At 36.7% G+C, this 20,083-nt stretch carries 23 protein-coding genes and 1 riboswitch; of the genes, 20 read left to right on the top strand and 3 right to left on the bottom strand.

Going from position 1 to position 20,083, the window contains the following annotated elements; genetic code table 11:
- Window positions 1-130 precede the first annotated feature (130 nt).
- A complete protein-coding gene (locus tag ACGLXV_RS06030) occupies window positions 131-1,066 on the bottom strand; it encodes a manganese-dependent inorganic pyrophosphatase (RefSeq protein ID WP_391557927.1) in 936 nt (311 codons plus the stop codon).
- Between the two features lie 156 nt (window positions 1,067-1,222).
- Window positions 1,223-1,358: riboswitch (FMN riboswitch) on the top strand.
- 162 nt (window positions 1,359-1,520) lie between these two features.
- Here ACGLXV_RS06030 and ACGLXV_RS06025 point away from each other — a divergent pair.
- The gene (locus tag ACGLXV_RS06025; protein WP_391557926.1) at window positions 1,521-2,105 is read left to right on the top strand and encodes an ECF transporter S component; all 585 of its coding nucleotides are present in this window, start codon (window positions 1,521-1,523) and stop codon (window positions 2,103-2,105) included.
- A gap of 42 nt (window positions 2,106-2,147) precedes the next feature.
- Here ACGLXV_RS06025 and ACGLXV_RS06020 read toward each other — a convergent pair whose 3' ends face one another.
- Window positions 2,148-2,396: a ferredoxin gene (locus ACGLXV_RS06020; protein WP_066047499.1), complete on the bottom strand. Its 249-nt coding sequence runs from the start codon at window positions 2,394-2,396 to the stop codon at window positions 2,148-2,150.
- A 246-nt stretch (window positions 2,397-2,642) separates the two neighbouring features.
- Here ACGLXV_RS06020 and ACGLXV_RS06015 point away from each other — a divergent pair, with 246 nt between their 5' ends.
- The 12 genes from ACGLXV_RS06015 (at window position 2,643) to ACGLXV_RS05960 (ending at window position 13,238) form a co-directional block, all read left to right on the top strand.
- Window positions 2,643-3,692 (top strand): YpbB family protein, encoded by a 1,050-nt coding sequence (locus ACGLXV_RS06015; RefSeq protein WP_391557925.1) that lies wholly within the window; start codon window positions 2,643-2,645, stop codon window positions 3,690-3,692.
- Window positions 3,689-5,191: a RecQ family ATP-dependent DNA helicase gene (locus tag ACGLXV_RS06010; RefSeq protein WP_391557924.1), complete on the top strand. Its 1,503-nt coding sequence runs from the start codon at window positions 3,689-3,691 to the stop codon at window positions 5,189-5,191. The genes ACGLXV_RS06015 and ACGLXV_RS06010 overlap by 4 nt, the downstream gene beginning before the upstream one ends.
- A complete protein-coding gene (locus ACGLXV_RS06005; RefSeq protein WP_391557923.1) occupies window positions 5,181-5,783 on the top strand; it encodes a CPBP family intramembrane glutamic endopeptidase in 603 nt (200 codons plus the stop codon). Before ACGLXV_RS06010 ends, ACGLXV_RS06005 begins: the two co-directional genes overlap by 11 nt.
- Window positions 5,776-6,471 carry a LysM peptidoglycan-binding domain-containing protein gene (locus tag ACGLXV_RS06000; protein ID WP_391557937.1) on the top strand — a complete coding sequence of 232 codons (696 nt, stop codon included), beginning with the start codon at window positions 5,776-5,778 and terminating at the stop codon, window positions 6,469-6,471. The genes ACGLXV_RS06005 and ACGLXV_RS06000 overlap by 8 nt, the downstream gene beginning before the upstream one ends.
- Window positions 6,472-6,566: 95 nt before the next feature.
- Entirely contained in the window at window positions 6,567-7,025 is a 459-nt protein-coding gene (locus tag ACGLXV_RS05995) for a YpbF family protein (RefSeq protein WP_391557922.1), read from the top strand.
- 79 nt (window positions 7,026-7,104) lie between these two features.
- On the top strand, window positions 7,105-7,737 hold the full coding sequence (locus ACGLXV_RS05990; protein WP_119708974.1) for a CBS domain-containing protein: 633 nt from the start codon (window positions 7,105-7,107) through the stop codon (window positions 7,735-7,737).
- A 62-nt stretch (window positions 7,738-7,799) separates the two neighbouring features.
- Window positions 7,800-8,192: a hypothetical protein gene (locus ACGLXV_RS05985; protein WP_391557921.1), complete on the top strand. Its 393-nt coding sequence runs from the start codon at window positions 7,800-7,802 to the stop codon at window positions 8,190-8,192.
- Window positions 8,193-8,209: 17 nt separating this feature from the next.
- Window positions 8,210-8,992, top strand: a complete 783-nt coding sequence (locus ACGLXV_RS05980) for a metallophosphoesterase (RefSeq protein WP_391557920.1) — start codon at window positions 8,210-8,212, stop codon at window positions 8,990-8,992.
- Window positions 8,993-9,074: 82 nt separating this feature from the next.
- Window positions 9,075-9,983: a MerR family transcriptional regulator gene (locus ACGLXV_RS05975; RefSeq protein ID WP_391557919.1), complete on the top strand. Its 909-nt coding sequence runs from the start codon at window positions 9,075-9,077 to the stop codon at window positions 9,981-9,983.
- An 84-nt stretch (window positions 9,984-10,067) separates the two neighbouring features.
- Window positions 10,068-10,646, top strand: a complete 579-nt coding sequence (locus ACGLXV_RS05970; RefSeq protein ID WP_119708970.1) for a genetic competence negative regulator — start codon at window positions 10,068-10,070, stop codon at window positions 10,644-10,646.
- Between the two features lie 273 nt (window positions 10,647-10,919).
- Window positions 10,920-12,197 carry a Glu/Leu/Phe/Val family dehydrogenase gene (locus ACGLXV_RS05965; RefSeq protein WP_119708969.1) on the top strand — a complete coding sequence of 426 codons (1,278 nt, stop codon included), beginning with the start codon at window positions 10,920-10,922 and terminating at the stop codon, window positions 12,195-12,197.
- A 75-nt stretch (window positions 12,198-12,272) separates the two neighbouring features.
- Window positions 12,273-13,238, top strand: coding sequence for a YpdA family putative bacillithiol disulfide reductase (locus ACGLXV_RS05960; RefSeq protein WP_391557918.1), 966 nt, complete (start codon window positions 12,273-12,275; stop codon window positions 13,236-13,238).
- Window positions 13,239-13,269: 31 nt separating this feature from the next.
- On the opposite strand, the gene ACGLXV_RS05955 is transcribed toward ACGLXV_RS05960, so the two are convergent.
- Window positions 13,270-14,238 (bottom strand): asparaginase, encoded by a 969-nt coding sequence (locus ACGLXV_RS05955; RefSeq protein ID WP_391557917.1) that lies wholly within the window; start codon window positions 14,236-14,238, stop codon window positions 13,270-13,272.
- Between the two features lie 141 nt (window positions 14,239-14,379).
- On the opposite strand from ACGLXV_RS05955, the gene prsW reads away from it, so the two are divergent.
- The 7 genes from prsW (at window position 14,380) to ACGLXV_RS05920 (ending at window position 20,021) form a co-directional block, all read left to right on the top strand.
- Entirely contained in the window at window positions 14,380-15,072 is a 693-nt protein-coding gene (prsW, locus tag ACGLXV_RS05950; protein ID WP_119708966.1) for a glutamic-type intramembrane protease PrsW, read from the top strand.
- Window positions 15,073-15,202: 130 nt separating this feature from the next.
- Window positions 15,203-16,249 (top strand): spore cortex-lytic enzyme, encoded by a 1,047-nt coding sequence (gene sleB / locus ACGLXV_RS05945; RefSeq protein ID WP_391557916.1) that lies wholly within the window; start codon window positions 15,203-15,205, stop codon window positions 16,247-16,249.
- Window positions 16,250-16,262: 13 nt separating this feature from the next.
- Window positions 16,263-17,615, top strand: a complete 1,353-nt coding sequence (gene ypeB / locus ACGLXV_RS05940) for a germination protein YpeB (RefSeq protein WP_391557915.1) — start codon at window positions 16,263-16,265, stop codon at window positions 17,613-17,615.
- A gap of 102 nt (window positions 17,616-17,717) precedes the next feature.
- A complete protein-coding gene (locus ACGLXV_RS05935; protein WP_391557914.1) occupies window positions 17,718-18,380 on the top strand; it encodes a flagellar brake protein in 663 nt (220 codons plus the stop codon).
- A 54-nt stretch (window positions 18,381-18,434) separates the two neighbouring features.
- Complete coding sequence (locus ACGLXV_RS05930) at window positions 18,435-18,617, top strand: YpfB family protein (protein ID WP_240390594.1); 183 nt, start codon at window positions 18,435-18,437, stop codon at window positions 18,615-18,617.
- A gap of 148 nt (window positions 18,618-18,765) precedes the next feature.
- On the top strand, window positions 18,766-19,443 hold the full coding sequence (gene cmk, locus ACGLXV_RS05925; protein ID WP_391557913.1) for a (d)CMP kinase: 678 nt from the start codon (window positions 18,766-18,768) through the stop codon (window positions 19,441-19,443).
- Window positions 19,440-20,021 carry a lysophospholipid acyltransferase family protein gene (locus ACGLXV_RS05920; RefSeq protein ID WP_119708962.1) on the top strand — a complete coding sequence of 194 codons (582 nt, stop codon included), beginning with the start codon at window positions 19,440-19,442 and terminating at the stop codon, window positions 20,019-20,021. The genes cmk and ACGLXV_RS05920 overlap by 4 nt, the downstream gene beginning before the upstream one ends.
- Window positions 20,022-20,083: the final 62 nt, after the last annotated feature.

Raw genomic sequence — 20,083 nt, 5'->3', positions numbered from 1 at the left:
ACGAACATTTATCTGTCAATGGACTAAAACGTTCAGATCGCACAATGTAAACGCTTTAATGCTTTAAAGTCACGATTTTGTTATATTTTTTAACAAAAAGCGCAAACTTTCAAAGTTTGCGCTAATCATACTACATTTTTGAATTGAATAGATCTGTAAGGACTGGTACGATTTGTTTTTTACGTGAAACAACACCTTTTAACACGGCTTTGTTATTTTCCAATGTTACACCGTAAGCTTCTTCAACAGCTGATCGTGCATTTCCTAATGCAAGAGCTGTTGAATCATTTGTTAGGATGTCTGTTACAACAAATAAGAACAGGTCTAGACCTTTTTCTGAAATGATGTTTGATAATGTTTCTTCTAGTTCAGCTTGTCTTGAATATACATCGTTAATATCTACTGCATTCACTTGAGCAATTTCTACTTTACTAGCTCCCATTTGGAATTCTTTTGCATCAAGGGATACAAGCTGCTGAATGGATTTGTCGCTTAAATCTGCGCCAGCCTTAAGCATGTCCAATCCATAGCTTTCTGCATCTACACCAGCAATTTCAGCTAATTCTTTTGCAGCTGCAACATCCTCAGCCGTACATGTAGGGGACTTGAATAATAATGAATCAGAGATAATTGCAGAAAGCATGAGACCAGCAATCTCTGGGCGAATTTGAACATTATTTTCTTTGTAAAGCTTGTTTAGAATAGTTGCCGTACAACCAACAGGCTCACAGCGGTAATATAGAGGATCACTCGTTTCGAAATTTGCAATACGGTGATGGTCAATTACTTCTAGAACACGAACTTGATCAATATCACTTACACTTTGTTGTCTTTCGTTGTGGTCAACTAAGATAACACTGTTAACTTCACTAGCCACTGTTTCAACTAGTCTAGGAGCTTCTGCTTTGAACGTATCAAGAGCAAATTGTGTTTCACCACTTACTTCCCCTAATCGAACCGCTTCCACATCCATACCAAGAGCTTTTTTTAATTCAGCATAAGCGATAGCTGAACAAATTGTGTCAGTATCAGGATTTTTATGACCAAAAATAAGAACTTTTTCCATGATTATCTCCTTTTAAATTAATCAATATCGTATGTACATATACTTTAATAATTTAACACAAATACAAAAGAAGGACAAAAAATAATTCATTCAGAATGCAAACTTCTTCACAAAAAATACGAACTAAGCTATAATTATGTGGAAAATATAATATTGGTCTATCTTCGGGGCAGGGTGTAATTCCCGACCGGCGGTAATGAGTGTAACACTCTAAGCCCGCGAGCCTGATTTTTGGGCAGGATTTGGTGCGATTCCAAAGCCGACAGTATAGTCTGGATGGGAGAAGATGGAGGTTCTGCAGACGTTCAAAAATGAAAGTTTCGAACGTTTATTAAGCGTGACTTCTAAATAATCTCCCTCAAGCGACTCGCTTGGGGGTTATTTGTTAATGAGGTACGTGATGCTGAATCTTTCTTCTTTAGGTGAGATGGATCCTAAAAAAGGAGAGAGGGAAATGAAAAGTTTAAACGTAAGAACACTTGTATTGATTGGAATGTTAAGTAGCATCTCGTATATATTAATGCTTCTTAATTTTCCACTTCCACCTTTTCCACAGTTTTTAATGGTGGATTTTAGTGATGTGCCAGCTTTGATTGGTGCTCTAATACTCGGACCAGTAGCTGGAATATTAATTGAACTTCTAAAAAATGTACTTGATTACTTTTTAACAGGAAGTGCAACTGGAGTTCCTGTAGGCCATATTGCAAATTTTGTTGCGGGTATCCTGTTTATTTTGCCAACATACTACATTTATCAAAAGATGAAATCTTCAAAAGGTATGACATTTGGCTTAGTAGTAGGTACAATATCTATGGCAGTTCTAATGAGTGTGCTTAACTATTACATTATTTTGCCTGCTTATACATTCTTTTTAAATACTCCTGCTATGTCAGGAGAAGAAACAAGGCAAATGATTGTTACGGCTATACTTCCTTTTAACTTAGTTAAGGGGATTTTAATATCAGTTATTTTTATGCTTTTGTTTGCAAGAATGGGAACATGGATGAACAAACAAAAAGTTCAAAACAAAGCAGCATAGAAATAGAAAAGCAACGGCATAGCCGTTGCTTTTTCTTATTTACTATTCGAATTTAAGTGCGTCTCCATCAAATGCTTCATCAGCCACTTTAATAGAATCTGTTGGGCAACCTTCGAACGCATCCATCATATCGTCTAATAGTACGTCTGGAATTTCAACGATACCTTGGTTATCGTCTAGAGTAACGAATGCAATGCCTTCATCATCGTAATCGTAAATGTCAGGTGCAGCAGCTCCGCAAGCACCACATGCAATGCAAGTTTCTTTGTCTACAATTGTATATTTTGCCATGTAAAATACCTCCCAAAAAATTAAACAAGTATTCTTTATCATTCCCAAAATACATTAGAAATGCATCCCTCATATCTTATTGTAAAACTGAATGGTCAACATTTCAATAGAAAAAGTATTGAGAATGCTTATCATATTAGTGTTTGACCATTAATGGCATTTTTTATTCATTAAATGCGACTCATTTCATGCTACAATAATAGACATAAAAATACAAAAAAAGCTACGTATCGAAGGTGAGGTAAATTGATAAATATTCTTGAACAGGTCGTTCTATATTGTTTATCAAAACTAGGTAAAGAACGAAGCAGCTCAAGTGTGTTTCACTTATTAAATGGTAAAAAATCATCTCAAACCATACAGGACTCACATCTTTTTCAAGTAGATTCCTTTTTTCATACAGCGCATCATTTAACAAGAGAGCAATATGAGAGCATTATAAGCAAACTAATAAAACATGAATTTATGTATTTTTCTAGCAATCAGCAGATTGTCATTAGCGAAAGTGGACAAGTTTTAATCAATGAATTGTATTCAATGTACCCATTCTTAAAAAACTTGCAAGGAGGGAAATATCACAATTGTATACAATTCTGGGAAAGATTATCTTTACTTATTCAAGTATGCTCTAATCAAGTAAATAAACAAATAAGCTATATACCTGTTCAGAAAAATAAAGATACTCAAAATTGGATTAAGCATTTGTTCTCAACATCGAAAGGAAACAGCAAAGACTTTCCTCATATGTTACTCAGTGAATTACAGGTATTGTTGGAGTCTTCAGAATTGGAGGTTGACCCAAGCGTATTAGTTGCAAGATTTTCGGGCTTTCAGTCGATTGGATTAACGGAAATGCAAACGATTGAAATGCTTGGTATTGAAGAGAACAGCTACCGATTTCAATTTCAAGCCTTGCTTCATTATTTAATGAGTTCGATTGAGCAAAACCCTTCATCCTATCCGTTATTAGCTAGAATGGCAGTTACAGATGAGCTTCAGCAACTAACATCTTCAGCCAAAAAAACATTCGATTTAATAAAGAAAGGAAAAGGGATTGTAGAAATCGGCCGAATAAGAAGACTAAAAGAAAGTACGATTCAAGATCATATAGTTGAGATTGCCCTTTTCGTTAACGGGTTTAATATTGACCGATTTGTTGAAGAGCCACTTCAGGAAAGAATTAAAGAGGCGATTCAAAAAGCATCATCAAAGCAGTTGAGGAAAATACGAGAAATAATAGATGTAGATTATTTTCAAATTCGATTAGTGATTGCGAAATTTGGTGACCTATTATGATGCTAGAGTATGAATTAAAAACACATTTTGGATATGATCAATTCAAAATGGGCCAAAAAGAGATTATTGAAGCGTTATTACAAGGAAAGAATGTCCTTGCAATGCTCCCAACCGGAACTGGTAAGTCACTTTGTTATCAACTACCAGCTTATATTATGGAAGGTGTAGTGGTAGTGGTTACCCCATTGCTTTCATTGATGCAGGACCAAGTTGAACAAATGATGGCACGAGGTGAAAAACGAGTAGTAGCGATCAATTCTTTTCTAGAACGTGAGGAGAGAGGCAATGTTTTTGGTCGTTTGCATACGTATAAGTTTATTTATATCTCACCTGAAATGCTAATGAATGAGTTTGTTGTTTCACAGCTAAATAAGTTACTAATAAGCCTATTTGTGGTAGATGAGGCACATTGTATTTCGCAGTGGGGTTATGATTTTAGACCTGATTATTTAAAGTTAGGTGACATTCGTGAAATTCTTGGAAGTCCTCGAACGATTGCTTTGACTGCCACAGCAGATCAGGAGGTTCGGTCCGATATTGTCCGAACGTTAAAGCTAGATAAGTGGGAGGAATTTGTGTCCTCCGTTGATCGTCCCAACATTAAAATGGTCGTAGACTATGTCCATGATGCTAGGGAAAAGCTTGATAAGCTATTAGAGTGGGTATCTTTTTTACAAGGTCCAGGGATAATCTATTTTTCTAGTAAAAAATTAGCCGAAGAAGTAGCCGTTATGCTACGAGACAGTGGAGTTCCAAGAGCAATGGCGTACCACGGTGGGCTTGACCAGGAAAGTAGAATACTTATTCAGCAGCAATTTATTAAAGGGCAGCTTGATGTGATATGTGCAACTAGCGCTTTTGGAATGGGAATCAATAAAGAAAATGTGCGGTTTGTGATCCATTTCCATATGCCCTTACAGCTAGAATCTTACTTACAGGAGATCGGCAGAGCGGGAAGGGATGGAGAGAATAGTATATCCATTCTTTTGTATTCTCCTCATGATGAGCAACTTCCATACCAGCTAGCAGAAGGAGAACTTCCTACAGAATATCAAATTCGTTGGCTGTTTCAACATTTTGGAGACCAACTGCTTTATGAGTGGGAAGAAATGCAGGAAACCATTCAACAGATTGGGGGATTTACGGATAATTCCTGGAGATTAACAAAGGATTTTCTCCGTAGTCTAACTAACACGATGGATTTAAAGATAGCGGAAGAACGGTTTATAGAATATGTTGATAATAGAAAAAAGCATAAAAGGAAAAAGATATTGGACATGTTGAATTGGATTCAGTCGAAGGAGTGTAAACGCAAGGGAGTTCTTTCTTATTTTGGAGAAGTTACTCACGGCACCATTGACGATTGTTGTTCTGTGTGTGGAATTGTTTACGATCGATACAAAACCAAGTGTTCAGAAGTAGTAGAGTATTCGCCTTTTCAGTGGAAGGATTATTTGAGGGGCTTGCTTACGAAGAGTGTGACTAGTTATGAAAAATAAATATGAAGAATTGATTGACGAATTATCAGATAAGGAATTGTTAAAACATCTATACATGACACAAGTCATACTCGTGGTCCTTTCCGTAGTTATAGGGTATTTTTTATTTGACAGTCTGAAGTCCTTTCTCGAACTCTTTGACTGGAAAGACCCTTTTATCTGGTGGGTAGGAGTTCCTGCAGGATTACTTATCGTTTGTATTGATGCAACGTTTATGAAATTTCTGCCCTCCTCTTATTATGATGATGGAGGGTTAAATGAGAAATTATTTTCAAACAGAAAAGGGTGGGAGATTCTCTTTATTGCAGCAATTGTTGCGACTAGTGAAGAGATTTTATTTCGAGGGGTCATACAAACTCATTTTGGACTAATTGTATCTAGCATTATTTTTGCTGTAATACATTATCGCTATCTATTTAATTGGTTTCTCTTTTTAAATATCACTCTGCTCAGTTTCTTTATTGGAGTTATATACGAGTGGACAGGAAATCTCCTAGTGACTATTGCGATGCATTTTGTCATTGATGCGTTATTGGGATTTATTATCAAAAGAAAAGAGAGGATAAGAGAGGAACGTGAAAGAAATGAATAAAGAAGAGCCTATTAGAGATCAAGCAGAAAAACTTCGTAAAAGGATGAAGGATGTTGATCTAAAAGTAGATTCGACACAAGACGGAAAGACTACCCTTTCAAATGAAAAGCTTCCACCACGGAGTAGAGTTCATAAACAAAAACAATTGAAAAAAAAGACAAAAATAAAAGTGAAGTATCCTCTTATTCGCTTGCTAGGTATGTTTTTTATCTTACTACCAATCGTGATTTTTAGTATTTATACGTATAATGACTCACAAAAATCATCTATTAGTACGACGGTTGAAGAAAGTAAGGGTGCAGAAGCTGTTTATTATACGGATACAGAAGAGGAGATAGCGGAAGAGGAGGAAGAAAAAACGGTAACAGAAGAAGCCGTGACTGAAGAGAATGTGGAAGCAGAAGCAGGTACAGTTGAAGAATCTGCCAATGCGGAGCAGGCCAATAGTAGCGAAACTGCTCAAGAAACAACAACTACACCTGAAAGCACAACTAACTCAAACACAAAAGCAGAGCCGGTAGATCAATCCGTTGTTTACCATAAAGTTCAGCCAGGAGAAACCGTATTTAGACTGGCTATGAAGTATTATAAATCACAGTCTGGTATTGATATTATTAAGAAAGCAAATTCATTATCATCAAACGAAATAACAGTAGGACAAACATTAACCATACCGCTAAGTAAGTAATTGGGCTGGGCCATATAAATGGCTGAGCTCTTTTTTTTGAATCATCATAAAACGTCGGACAAGTTCATATTTATTTGATAGGGGAGGGTAGAATAATGGAATCTGAAATTTTATTATTGGACGATCGAACGGATCAGGCTACTAGGCAAATGTTACAGAAAGTGGTAGATAAAAAAAAGAAGTTTGATAAATTAAAGCTTCGTCATTTATTTGTGATGTGGACGACCATTTTTCTCTGTTTTATTTATTTTTACTATCTTTATAAAGTAGTATTAACTCCTTACTCGTATTCTTTTGCAGCCATGTTTTCAGTATTTGTTGATCAATCAAGTAATCTCTACATGTTAGTCATCATTGTTGGATTATATGGACTAATGAATCTACTTCGAGAAAAGCGTGAGAAATCCGAAAAGGAGTATCATGCACTTCGATGTGAAATCATTGATAAAAGTAAGGACCTTTGGAAAAAAGAAGATGAGTGGAAAAACCGTCACAAAGTATTTGAAATGATGAAGAAAAATTTTGACATAAACCTTTATCATGAAAGTAAGTAGGGCTTGCCGAAAAAGGATTCTTTACCCCTATTGTCGAATAGAATATGGAAGACATTTACTCTTTCCTGAGGTGATTGACATGTTCGTAAAAAGTATTATGATACCAAAGCATCATTGTCATGTTGTTTCTCATCAAGACTCTCTGCTGAGTGCGCTTAATAAGCTAGAGGAAGAACAAATTGATGGGTTGCCCGTGTTAGATGGACAAACTTATGTAGGAACGGTTACAAGATACAGTATTTATGAAAATTATTTTAAAAGCCTGCAAACAAAAGATGAGTATTTAACAAAAACAACCGTCTCACAAATTGCAACACATCAAGACCGCTTTTTGGAAGGAAATGAAATCTTCGAGAATTTATTGTTAGATTTGAAGGATTACCCTTTATTGTCGGTAGTTGATGATAATCGAAAATTCTTAGGGGTTGTCACACGCTCCGATTGTTTGGAGCAATTCGGTTCTGCATTTGGTGTACATCGCAAAGGAATCCGTATTGCATTTACCTCTGTAGAGACAGAGGGCAGGATTGCAAAACTAGCAGAAATTGCTCATCAATTCCATGAACAAATTATTTCATTAGTAACTTTTGATGAAACGGATAAATTGGTTCGAAGAATTGTTTTGAAAATTGAAAAGAACAATAATGTTGATAAGTTTGTTAAAAAGCTAGAGGATTTTGGTTTTCGTATTCTAAACATACATGAAGATTAATTGTAAGATAAATGTGTAACAAGATTGATTCCTCTCATACATTGTTTATGGGAGGGATTTTTGTGTATGTGAAGAAACTCATGAAACTTTTGTTAGGATATATATGTGGATTATTATTTATAGTATGGATACCTATCCATTTTCCAAATAACTTATCAGATATTATTGTAGAGGTTGTATTGAGTCCTGTTCCTTTTATTGCTTCTATTTTAGCGTTTTTTATTGGGTTTTTAATAAATGCTGCCTTAATTAAGAACGGTATTGAAATGATGGTGGTTAGCAATGGGCGGGGGAAGTTGTTTAAGCTTGAATGTCTTTTGCTATTTTTTGTATGTTTAAGTTTTTATTTCCTATCAATGGTCTCTCTATGGCCAGCGGTTGCTTTTTTTTGTTTCTCATTGCTTTATGGTATGATTTCATTAGATTACGAGCTTCTTCGTGAAAGTAAAGAATAATATAAAGTGGAGGATATATGGAGTTCTTATTTTATGCGTTAGTTTTAGTAGGAGTCTCGCTCCTTATTTTTATGTACAAAGAGGCATTTAGAAATAAAGTTCAAACCCATCATTTTACTTTTTCAGAGTTTCCTAAGAGCTTTGGTGAACTAAAGCTTTTTTTTATATCCGATATTCATAAGCGCCCTATCTCTGACAAAATAATACAGGATGTGAAAGCAAAAGGACAGGTAGACCTAGTAATCATTGGTGGTGACCTTCTTGAAAAAGGAGTCGATTTTCAACAGGTAAGACAAAATCTTACCCTTCTCAAACAGTTGGGACCATTGTATTTTGTTTGGGGAAATAATGATTACGAGGTTGACTATCATGAGCTAGATGCTTTGCTTCTTGATAACGGAGTGAAGATATTAGATAATACAGCGGTTTCCTTTGAATCAGAAGCAGGGGAAGTGATGGTCCTTCTTGGAGTTGATGACCTTCAATTAAAGAGAGATCGGTTGGACTTAGCACTTCAGGATGCCCAAGAGGAGGGTTTTCGTATACTCGTCAGCCATAATCCGAGAATTACGGAAAAAGTACAGGTACAAGACCGGATTTCGTTAGTGTTGAGTGGACATACTCATGGAGGTCAAATTAGAATATTTGGGTTCGGACCGTATGAGTTAGGGGGATACCACCAATTAAAAAATACCTCTCTTCTTGTAAGTAATGGCTATGGAACGACAGCTGTGCCACTAAGGCTAGGAGCAAGAGCTGAAACGCATTTCATTTCTATCTCCAATAAAGATCAAGAGTAAGTGTCAGCCTATACAAAGTTTACACATTTTTTATATGAACTGTATAATGTGAGTATGTTACGAGTTATACGGAGGAAAGACAATGGCGACAGAAGAAGGAAAATATAATATAAAAGCGGTCTCGAAAATGTTAGGAATTCAAGCAGGAACGCTACGTGCTTGGGAAAGGCGCTATCAGATGGTAGCGCCAAAAAGAAACGAATCGGGACATCGTCTTTACACGGAAGAACATGTAAGAATATTAAGATGGCTTCAAGACAAAGTGAATAAAGGCTTTACCATTAGTCAAGCTGTTACTTTACTTGAAAACAATGAGATTGAAGAAAAAGAAGGTCTTCTACATGTTCAAACAGGTGGAGACCAATCAAGTGCCATGGCGGACATGTTACTTCAATCACTACTTGCTTTTGACGAAAAAACTGCACATGATATCATTAATCAAGCATTTAGTTTGTTTACAGTAGATAAGGTAATGGTAGATATTTTGGGCACATTGCTAGTGAAAATTGGTGATTTATGGGAAAATTCTAAGATCACTACCGCACATGAACACTTTGCCTCATCTATTCTCCGATCAAGAATTGGTATGATTTTGCACTCCTTTCCGCATAATCCGATGATGCCAAAGGCCATTGCAGTTTGTGGACCAGGCGAGTGGCATGAACTCGGCCTACTCATCTTTACGTTATTTTTAAGACGTAAAGGATTTGAGGTCATTTATTTGGGAGCAAGTATAGCTGAAAAAGATATCGATGAGGTTATTAAGATTGTAAAGCCAAAATTTATCTTCTTTTCCTGTACAATGAAGGAAAATGTTAGCGGAACACTACAACTCACAGACAAATTGGTAAAGAACTACGAAGACATACATATTGGATTAGGTGGGTTTGCATTTGATACCATTTCTGAAAAAGAAAAGGTCAATTATCATGACCACATTATAGGTACCTCACGTAATGAGTGGGAAAGTTGGTTAAAAACCAGAATGTAAGAAGGAATATCGATTAGACAATTCACCTTCCTGCAAGAATTTCATACACTAAACAAACAGTTGTTCACAGCAGGGGGCTTTATAATGCGCTTAGAACGATTAACCTACAATAAAATTAAAATTTTTTTAACTACGGATGATTTATCTGAAAGAGGATTAACAAAAGAGGATATATGGAAAGATTCTTTAAAGTGGCATCAATTGTTCCATGAGATGCTTGAAGAAGCAAGTGAACAATTTGATGTGGATATACAAGGAACGGTTGCAGTAGAAATCTTCACGATGCATACTCAGGGTATGGTCATGGTTGTCACGATGGATGAGGAAGAAGAAGATAGCTCCTTAATGGATTCTTTTTATGATTTACAGGTAAGTGTAAAGGAAAAGCAAGACCTCATTTATGAATTTACCAATTTTGAGTATGTGATTCAAGTGTCCCATCAGCTTAAGGTACTCGGCTTTACTGGGGGAAGCTTATATGTAATGGATGACAAGTATTATTTTTGTATAGAAAATGTAGAGGACTGTAACTTAATGTTAGTGGCAGTTGTTCTATCTGAATACTCAAACCCTACTCTTGAAAGTATTCATCGCATAAAGGAGTATGGGAAAACAGTGATTGATCAAGAAGCGGTTGAGACAATTGTCCATTACTTTAAGTAGTGGGTTGTCTCTACCGTTTTTTTCTAAAAGAATATCTTGAGGCGAAAAACAGACACTAGTAAATAGTATTTAAATAGAAGGTGAGACGCCCCATTTAAGGCTTATAAGGTATGGGGAAAATGCAGAAAATTCCCTAAATAACAACAATGGTAGCGTTTACAAAAAATATCGTAAAAATGTCAAAAAATTTTCATTTATTATTGCATAAATTACCTAAAAGTGTATACTATGTCATGAATGGGACAACATTGTTAGTGATTTTAGGAGGGTAAAATAGTGGCCGAAAAAGGGACTACAAACATAAACCATGAAGAAAAGCTTGATGTGCTAAGATCGACTCAAACCGTTATTCACAGTGCATTAGAAAAGCTTGGCTACCCTGAAGAAGTATATGAACTATTAAAAGAACCAATGAGAATGTTAACAGTAAAAATCCCAGTAAGGATGGACGATGGGTCAGTAAAGATATTTACAGGGTATCGTGCACAACACAATGATGCTGTTGGACCTACAAAAGGAGGAATTCGTTTCCATCCTGGTGTAACAGAAAAGGAAGTAAAGGCACTTTCTATTTGGATGAGCTTAAAATGTGGAATCGTTGACTTACCATATGGCGGAGGTAAGGGGGGCATTGTGTGTGACCCTCGTGATATGTCATTTCGTGAACTTGAACGCTTAAGTCGTGGCTACGTTAGAGCAATAAGTCAAATTGTTGGACCAACCAAAGATATTCCGGCACCAGATGTGTTTACAAATTCACAAATTATGGCTTGGATGATGGATGAGTATAGCCGAATAGATGAATTTAATTCTCCAGGATTTATTACTGGAAAACCACTAGTACTAGGTGGTTCACATGGTAGGGAATCGGCAACAGCAAAAGGGGTAACAATTTGTATAAGAGAAGCAGCTGCAAAGAAGGGTATTAATATTGAAGGTGCACGCGTGGTTGTCCAGGGGTTTGGAAACGCAGGCAGCTATCTTTCAAAGTTTATGCATGATGCAGGTGCAAAAGTAGTGGGTATCTCTGATGCTTATGGAGCGTTACATGATCCAAATGGATTGGATATAGATTATTTATTAGATAGACGTGATAGTTTTGGAACGGTTACGAAGTTATTTAATAATACGATCACTAATAAAGAATTACTTGAATTAGACTGCGACATCTTGGTTCCTGCAGCAATTGAAAATCAAATCACAGAAGAAAACGCCCATAATATTCGCGCGAAGATTGTTGTCGAAGCAGCAAATGGTCCAACTACACTCGAAGCAACTAAGATCTTAACAGACCGAGGGATTTTACTTGTACCTGATGTGCTTGCCTCTGCAGGTGGAGTTACCGTTTCTTACTTTGAATGGGTCCAAAATAATCAAGGCTATTACTGGACGGAAGAAGAAGTGGAAGAAAAATTAGAAAAGGTTATGTGTAAATCCTTTAATAATATATATGATACTGCACAAACAAGACGCGTAGATATGCGCTTAGCAGCATATATGGTTGGTGTAAGGAAAATGGCCGAAGCATCAAGATTTAGAGGTTGGATTTAATGATTTATATTTGAAAAGCAACAAAAAATCTCCTATCATAAAATGATGGAGATTTTTTGTTTAGGAGAGAGAGCGATGCAAATAGAAGATGTAATTATAATTGGTGGAGGACCGTGTGGGCTGTCAGCGGCAATCGCATTGAAAAAAATTGGGAAGAATCCGCTTATTATTGAAAAAGGAAATATAGTGAATGCGATTTATCATTATCCTACACACCAAACATTTTTTAGTACGAGTGAGAAATTAGAAATTGGTGAAGTTCCTTTTTTAACAGAAGAATACAAACCAAGGAGAAATCAAGCATTGGTTTATTACCGGGAAGTAGTAAAAAGGAAAGGTTTACGGGTTCATCCTTTTGAAAAAGTAACAAATGTGAAAAAAGAAGCTAATGAGTTTATCGTTCGCACGGATAAAACGGATTATGCTGCAAAGTATGTGATTGTAGCAACCGGTTATTATGATCATCCAAATTTGATGGGGATTCCAGGTGAGGATTTACCAAAGGTTTCTCATTATTTCAAGGAAGCCCATCCTTATTTTGATCAGGATATTGTTGTCGTAGGAGGGAAGAACTCAAGCGTTGACGCTACGATTGAGCTTGTAAAAGCAGGTGCAAGAGTAACCGTCATTTATCGTGGAAAAGAATATTCTCCTTCTATTAAACCATGGATTCTTCCTGAATTTGATTCGCTCGTTCGAAATGGTGTCGTAAAGATGGAATTTGAAGCAGATTTAAAGGAAATTGAATGTGATAAAGTAACATATCTCAAACATAGCAAAGAGTACAGCATAAAAAACGACTTTGTTTTTGCGATGACGGGTTATCATCCGGATCATAGCTTCCTTGGTCAAATGGGTATAGAAATTGATAGAGACACTGGAAGACCAAGGTATGATGGAGAAACGATGGAAAGCAATATTGACGGCATTTATATTGCAGGTGTATTGGCGGCTGGAAACAATGCGAATGAAATTTTTATTGAAAATGGCCGCTTCCATGGAGAGCAAATAGCTCAATCAATAGCTAATAAAGAATCGTAAGAAATACCGGGCGAATGTTTGCCCGGTATTTTTATTGAAACATGTGATTCAGTTTTTTTATATCGGTAGTTGATTCTAGAGTAATCATCAACTTAATTCTAGCCTTCTGCCCATTTAGACCTTTAGAGAAAATGACACCTAAATCCTTAAACTGCTTCCCGCCGCCTTCGTAGCTATAGACATCTTCTGCGAGGCCATTAAAGCATCTTGATACAAATACAACCGGTATTTTGTTTTCGAGCAAAAGCTTAATACCATGAATAGTTGCTGGAGGGAGATTTCCTTGTCCTAACGCCTCAATGACAACACCGTCAAAATGTAAATCGTTTATCGCATAAAGGAGGGAAGAATCCATTCCGGCATGAGCTTTAATTAGTACCACACGTTTAGAAATGTTCTCCACCTGATACATTTCTCTTTTCTTTGGTGAGTGGTGAAAGAAAACTCCTCTTTTTGTCACAGTCCCAATCGGTCCATACTGTGGGCTTTGAAAGGTAGATACATTGCTTGTATGAGTCTTCGTTACATTTACTGCCGTGTGTATTTCGTCGTTTAACACAACTAGAACTCCATTTCCAACCGCTTCCTCACTATTTGCTACTTTTAAAGCGGAAAGTAAATTATATAGACCGTCTGAACCAATTTCGTTACTTGACCTCATGGCCCCTGTCAAAACAATCGGTATGCTTGTCCGAATCGTTAAATCTAAAAAATAGGCAGTTTCCTCTAATGTATCAGTGCCGTGTGTAATCACGACTCCGTTAATTTTATCTTCCTTTATATAAGATTCAATAATTGTTTTCAATTGCAGCATTTCTTTTGCCGTAATATGGGGTGAGGGCAGTTGGAAAGGCTCCTCAATGATTAAATTAGCAACGGACAAAAGCTCCCTTGTTTTATCGACAATTGGATTTTTTTCGCCCGGTTTTACAGCTCCTGTTTCCGTATCCTCACTCATTGCTATCGTCCCGCCTGTGTGGATAACAAGTAGATTTTTCATAAGAACCTCCTGTTAGTTCATCCTGTTAGAATCATACCTATACGAAAGCCACTTCGTCTACATGAAACGTCAAAAATATAGATTTTCTTTCTTAAGAACTCATGATACGATGGAAGAAACGAATGGAAAAGAGGATAGCAAATGCTAGGGATTTTTTCTGCTGGGATAGCTCCTGGCTTAGCTCTTCTTAGTTATTTCTACTTAAGGGATGAGTACGGGTCAGAACCAATCTCAGTGGTATTACGTACGTTTATATACGGTGCACTACTTGTATTTCCAATTATGTTTATTCAATATGTTATTGATGTAGAGCATTTAGTTGTTTCTGATTTTTTAAATGCCTTTTTTACAACAGGATTTTTGGAAGAATTTTTCAAGTGGTTCATACTTTTTTATGCAATTTATCAACATGTTGAATTTGACGAACCGTATGATGGAATTGTTTATGGTACATCGGTAGCACTAGGGTTCGCAACAAGTGAAAATATATTGTATTTATTGGCCAATGGGGTCGAGCACGCTGTGGGTCGAGCACTATTACCTGTTTCAAGTCATGCGCTTTTTGGTGTATTAATGGGCTACTATTTAGGAAAAGGAAAATTTACGAATGAGAGTAAAGGGAAATGGCTCCTATTTTCACTGTTTCTTCCTGTATTTTTTCACGGTATATATGATTATATTTTAATGTCCTTCGAATACTGGCTGATCTTTATTTTGCCATTTATGATTTTTTTGTGGTGGCTTGCTCTCCGTAAGGTGAAGAGTGCGAGACACTTGAGCGGAATAAAGGCAACTAATGATGATATACACATTCAAAACCCCCTTCAATTATAAAATTGAAAGGGGGTTTTTCTGTCTTTTGATTCTTATTAAAGAAGTTTCTAATAGCTTTTTGCATAAAAAACCAACCTCTACAAAAAATAGGATTAATGTTAATAAGATTTACATCTGGGGGTTGCGAACGATGAACAAAAAAATTTTATTAATGAAAGTTGCTACAATCTTCTTTCTAACACAAGTTATTATCCCCTTTACAACAAAGGTGGATCAGGTTGATGCCTTCACCAATCAAGTGATTCAACAAGGGGCAGTAGGTGAAGATGTTATTGAACTTCAATCACGTCTTCAGTACATCGGTTATTATAATGGGAAAATTGACGGTGTATTTGGATGGAAGACGTATTGGGCTCTAAGAAACTTTCAGTACGAATTTGGGCTGCCAATCGATGGACTTGCTGGAACAACAACAAAGCAGAAATTAGTAAAAGCAACAAAGTACAATGAACAATTTGTAAAGGAACAAATAAATAATGGAAACAAATTTACTCATTATGGTGGAGTAGATTTAGCAAAGCAAAAGAAGCCAAACCCGAAAGTAAATAAGGCACAGCCGAATAAGAATCAAGGAACGGCAACAGCAAAAAAACCAACAACAAAAACTCAAGCAAAAACTCCAACTGCACAACAACCGAAACAAAATACAACAGCTAAACAAAGTAAACAGAATACAACCGCAGCTAAGAAGCCGCAAAATAATAATACGGCAGCAAAGAAACCTACCGCACCACAAGCAAATGCTGGAAAACAAGCTGGCCCGAAAGCAACAGCTGCAACTCCACCAAAAAAACCTACAGCTGCTAATGTACCAAGTGGGTTTTCACAGAATGATATTCAGTTAATGGCAAACGCTGTATATGGAGAAGCAAGGGGAGAACCTTATATTGGTCAAGTAGCGGTGGCGGCAGTCATATTAAACAGGGTGCAAAGTGCTACATTTCCTAATACGGTTTCAGGTGTTATTTTTGAGCCAAGAGCGTTTACTGCCGTTGCGGATGGCCAGATTTGGTTAACCCCAAATGAGAACGCCAAAAAAGCGGTTCTGGACGCAATGAACGGTTGGGATCCGACTGGTAATGCCATCTATTATTTTAACCCTGACACGGCGACAAGTGGATGGATTTGGTCTAGACCACAAATTAAGCGCATCGGAAAGCATATATTCTGTAAATAGGGGTGAGGTCGAATTGATTAGAACAATCTTAATAGGTGTTTTGGTGCTCGGGGTAGCAGGAACGGCTTTTTGGGGCTATCAAGAGCATCGTGAAAAAAATGCCGTACTCATAAATGCTGAGAACAACTATCAAAGAGCGTTTCACGATCTAAGCTATCAGGTAGATTTACTGAATAATAAGATAGGAACGACATTAGCTATGAATTCAAGGGAATCATTATCGCCTTCTTTAGCAGAGGTTTGGAAAATAACATCTGATGCTCATAGTGATGTTGGTCAACTTCCATTAACGCTTCTACCTTTCAACAAGACGGAGGAGTTTCTCGCGAAAATTGGTGATTTTAGTTACCGTACTGCAATTAGAGATTTAGAGAAAGAACCATTAACGGATAAAGAGTACCAATCCTTACAGGACCTGTATAAGCAGTCAGCAGAGATACAAGGTGAATTGCGAAAGGTACAGCATATGGTCTTAGAAAATAACTTACGCTGGATGGATGTTGAACTGGCTCTAGCATCATCAGAAGAGCCTTTAGATAATACAATTATTGATGGCTTTAAGACCGTCGAGAAAACAGTTGAAGGATATGGAGACACAGATTTTGGACCTGCCTTTGTGTCTTTAAGTCAAAAAGAAGACAACGAGTTTAAATACTTGCAAGGGAAACAAGTGAAAGAAGAAGAGGCCGTTCAAATCGCAAAAAAACATGCAGCGTTTGGAAATGATGTGGCTGTAAAGGTTACGGAAAGTGGGAAAGGTGCAAGTACTGGTTTTTATAGCATTTCTGTACAAAAGAAGGGTACAAATGAAGAAGCAAATATGGATGTCACGAAAAAAGGTGGTTATCCAATTTGGTTTATCTACTCTCGTGATGTGAAAGAGCAAAAAATAAGTCTAAACGATGCAAGTACGAAAGCGATTCAATTCTTAAAGGATACGGGCTTTGAAAATTTAGATCTATTTGAAAGCACGCAGTACGATAATATTGGAGTATTTACCTTTGTTACAAATGAAAATGATGTTAGAGTGTATCCTGATGCTATTAATGTAAAGGTAGCGTTGGATAATGGAAATATTTTAGGTTTTTCTGCTGATGATTATTTACGCTCTCACCATGTAAGAGATATTCCAAAGCCAACTCTATCGGTGGAAGACGCACAAAAGAAAATTAACCCAAGTGTTAAGGTAATGGAAAATAGACAATCGATCATTATTAACGATATGAACGAAGAAGTACTGTGTTATGAATTCATGGGAACACTAGGTGATGACACGTACCGTATTTTCATTAACGCGAATAGCGGGATCGAAGAAAAGGTCGATAAGCTAGAAAATGCCGAGGAAGTATATGAGGATGTTGTGTAAGGAAAAGCACCCGCTTTTCCTTTTTTTTAGATTCATATTGCGTCAATGAATAAGTTCATGTCATAATTTGTGGTGACAAGTTTTGACAGGATGTGTGATCGTATGTTGAAAATAGGCACTGTAATTATGCTTGAGTTAAAATATGGAGATAAATTAGATAAATTTAAGTGTAAGGTTGTAGAACAAAAAGAAAATCAAATCTATATCGATTATCCAATCAATATGGCAACTGAAAGAACGGTCTTTTTAATTGATGGGACACAGTTAAAAGGATCATTTGTCTCTCAGGATAATAACTCAGTCTTTTTATTTGAATCTGAGGTATTAGGTAGAACCAAGCAAAATATTCCCATGCTTATTCTTTCTTATCCTGGTGATGAGCACTTGGTAAAGATACAAAGACGTCAATATGTAAGGGTCGAAACTACTGCAGATGTGGCAGTACATCCTACAAATTCAGAGTTTAAGCCATTTACAACTGTTACAGATGATATAAGTGCAGGCGGTGCAGCAATTCTTATCAACGATAAACATGGAATCCTCGCTGGTCAAACCCTTCAATTATGGGTGGTACTTCCTATGCAAAGCGGAGAAATTCATTATTTAAAAGTTAAGAGTAAAGTAGTAAGACTTATTCCTTTAGATGACAGTCGTATGAAGGCATCGTTACAATTTGTTGATATGAGCCCACAGGACCGTCAACTTTTTCTTCGATTTAGCTTTGACCGCCAGTTGCTTATGAAGAAGAAGGGTCTTGAATCGTGAATAAAGTAGCCATAATTTCCCTATAATAGTACTGATATTATGGGAGGAAGTGAAATGGTGAAGACGTTTGAGCGTATTATTGTTAAGATCATTCTCATTCAGTTTCTTTTCCTTATCGGAACACAGTTTTTCTTTCATCAGTTAAGCATCTTTCCTGAGTTGAAAATCATTACAAAATACGAAGGTGTAAACAAAAATAATTTTTCGGATTTTTTAGAAACCTTTAATGGGAAATGAAAAGCAGGGAGCTCCTGCTTTTTTTGTTTTTTACAATATTATTAACAAGCAACGAACAAGTATATGCTAAAATATATAAGGAATCATTCGTTTACGATTCAAATTGAACAAACTAACAATATTGAAGTTCAAACAACTAGGAGGACATATGAGTAAAATATCTATCGCAATCGACGGTCCTGCTGCTGCAGGAAAAAGTACTGTTGCCAAAATAATAGCTGAGAAACTCTCATATATTTATATTGATACAGGTGCTATGTATCGTGCAATTACATATAAAGCTTTACAGTCTAAATGTGAGCTTACCGATGAGAGCGCCCTTAATGAGCTTTTAGCAAATACAAAAATTGACTTGTTGCCAGGTGAAAAAGGACAACTTGTATTCCTTGACGGACAAGAAGTTACAAACGAGATTCGATCTGCCGAGGTGACAAATCAAGTCTCTATCGTGGCAAAACACCGTTTAATTCGAGAAGAAATGGTGAAAAGACAACAGCAATTCGGGGCAAATGGGGGAGTGGTTATGGATGGTCGAGATATTGGCACACATGTCCTTCCTCATGCAGAAATAAAAGTGTTTCTTCTGGCAAGCGTTCAGGAAAGAGCGGAAAGAAGATATCAAGAAAACCTTGAAAAAGGCTTTCCAGCCGACTTAGAAAAGTTAAAACAGGAGATTGCGGCTAGAGATAAATTAGATTCTGAACGAGAAGTAGCACCTTTAAAAAAAGCGGAGGATGCAGTAGAGATAGATACCACTTCCTTATCGATTGAGGAAGTGGTTGAGAAAATCTTAGCATTAGCTGAGGAAAGGATAGGATCCTATTGACGATATATACTTTTGCACGATCCGTTGTAAACATGATCTACAAGCCTTTGTATCGTATAGAGACAATTGGCCAAGAAAATATTCCTAAAGTAGGATCGGTTTTGCTTTGTTCCAATCATATTTCTAATCTTGATCCAATTGTCGTAGGAACTACAACTCCTCGCGCAGTCCATTTTATGGCTAAAGAGGAGTTGTTTCGTGTACCTGTGATTGGGAAACTTTTTCCTCATTTGAATGCATTTCCTGTCAAAAGAGGGATGAGTGATCGTGAGGCTCTTAGAAAGGGTTTAGCCGTCCTTAAGGAAGGGGAAGTTCTTGGATTATTCCCTGAAGGTACTCGCAGTAAGACGGGAGAGCTAGGAGAAGGGTTAGCAGGTGCTGGCTTCTTTGCAACAAGATCCGAAGCATTAATCGTTCCTTGTGCGGTTATTGGCCCATATAAAGCATTTAATAAGTTAAAGGTGGTTTATGGTAAGCCAGTTGATTTTACAGAATATCGAAAAAACAAAATATCAGCTGATGAGGCTACAAAAATCATTATGGAAGAAATCAGAAAACTGATTATTGCGAACAAATAGGGAGTATCTCGCTTGACAAAAGAAGCCATTTATAAGAAGTTTAATTAAAGAGATTTTTTAGA

Source organism: Robertmurraya sp. (assembly GCF_036676585.1).
Lineage (GTDB): Bacteria > Bacillota > Bacilli > Bacillales > Cytobacillaceae > Robertmurraya_A.
The sequence above is the reverse complement of the archived record's forward strand: the minus strand, read 5'-3'. Positions and strand labels throughout refer to the sequence as shown.

Excerpts from the sequence above, each read along its gene's own strand:
- ACGLXV_RS06030 (WP_391557927.1), bottom strand. The coding sequence starts at position 1,066 with ATGGAAAAAGTTCTTATTTTTGGTCATAAAAATCCTGATACTGACACA.
- ACGLXV_RS06025 (WP_391557926.1), top strand. The coding sequence starts at position 1,521 with ATGAAAAGTTTAAACGTAAGAACACTTGTATTGATTGGAATGTTAAGT.
- ACGLXV_RS06020 (WP_066047499.1), bottom strand. The coding sequence starts at position 2,396 with ATGGCAAAATATACAATTGTAGACAAAGAAACTTGCATTGCATGTGGT.
- ACGLXV_RS06010 (WP_391557924.1), top strand. The coding sequence starts at position 3,689 with ATGATGCTAGAGTATGAATTAAAAACACATTTTGGATATGATCAATTC.
- ACGLXV_RS06005 (WP_391557923.1), top strand. The coding sequence starts at position 5,181 with ATGAAAAATAAATATGAAGAATTGATTGACGAATTATCAGATAAGGAA.
- ACGLXV_RS06000 (WP_391557937.1), top strand. The coding sequence starts at position 5,776 with ATGAATAAAGAAGAGCCTATTAGAGATCAAGCAGAAAAACTTCGTAAA.
- ACGLXV_RS05995 (WP_391557922.1), top strand. The coding sequence starts at position 6,567 with ATGGAATCTGAAATTTTATTATTGGACGATCGAACGGATCAGGCTACT.
- ACGLXV_RS05990 (WP_119708974.1), top strand. The coding sequence starts at position 7,105 with ATGTTCGTAAAAAGTATTATGATACCAAAGCATCATTGTCATGTTGTT.
- ACGLXV_RS05980 (WP_391557920.1), top strand. The coding sequence starts at position 8,210 with ATGGAGTTCTTATTTTATGCGTTAGTTTTAGTAGGAGTCTCGCTCCTT.
- ACGLXV_RS05975 (WP_391557919.1), top strand. The coding sequence starts at position 9,075 with ATGGCGACAGAAGAAGGAAAATATAATATAAAAGCGGTCTCGAAAATG.
- ACGLXV_RS05970 (WP_119708970.1), top strand. The coding sequence starts at position 10,068 with ATGCGCTTAGAACGATTAACCTACAATAAAATTAAAATTTTTTTAACT.
- ACGLXV_RS05960 (WP_391557918.1), top strand. The coding sequence starts at position 12,273 with ATGCAAATAGAAGATGTAATTATAATTGGTGGAGGACCGTGTGGGCTG.
- ACGLXV_RS05955 (WP_391557917.1), bottom strand. The coding sequence starts at position 14,238 with ATGAAAAATCTACTTGTTATCCACACAGGCGGGACGATAGCAATGAGT.
- prsW (WP_119708966.1), top strand. The coding sequence starts at position 14,380 with ATGCTAGGGATTTTTTCTGCTGGGATAGCTCCTGGCTTAGCTCTTCTT.
- sleB (WP_391557916.1), top strand. The coding sequence starts at position 15,203 with ATGAACAAAAAAATTTTATTAATGAAAGTTGCTACAATCTTCTTTCTA.
- ACGLXV_RS05935 (WP_391557914.1), top strand. The coding sequence starts at position 17,718 with ATGTTGAAAATAGGCACTGTAATTATGCTTGAGTTAAAATATGGAGAT.
- ACGLXV_RS05930 (WP_240390594.1), top strand. The coding sequence starts at position 18,435 with ATGGTGAAGACGTTTGAGCGTATTATTGTTAAGATCATTCTCATTCAG.
- cmk (WP_391557913.1), top strand. The coding sequence starts at position 18,766 with ATGAGTAAAATATCTATCGCAATCGACGGTCCTGCTGCTGCAGGAAAA.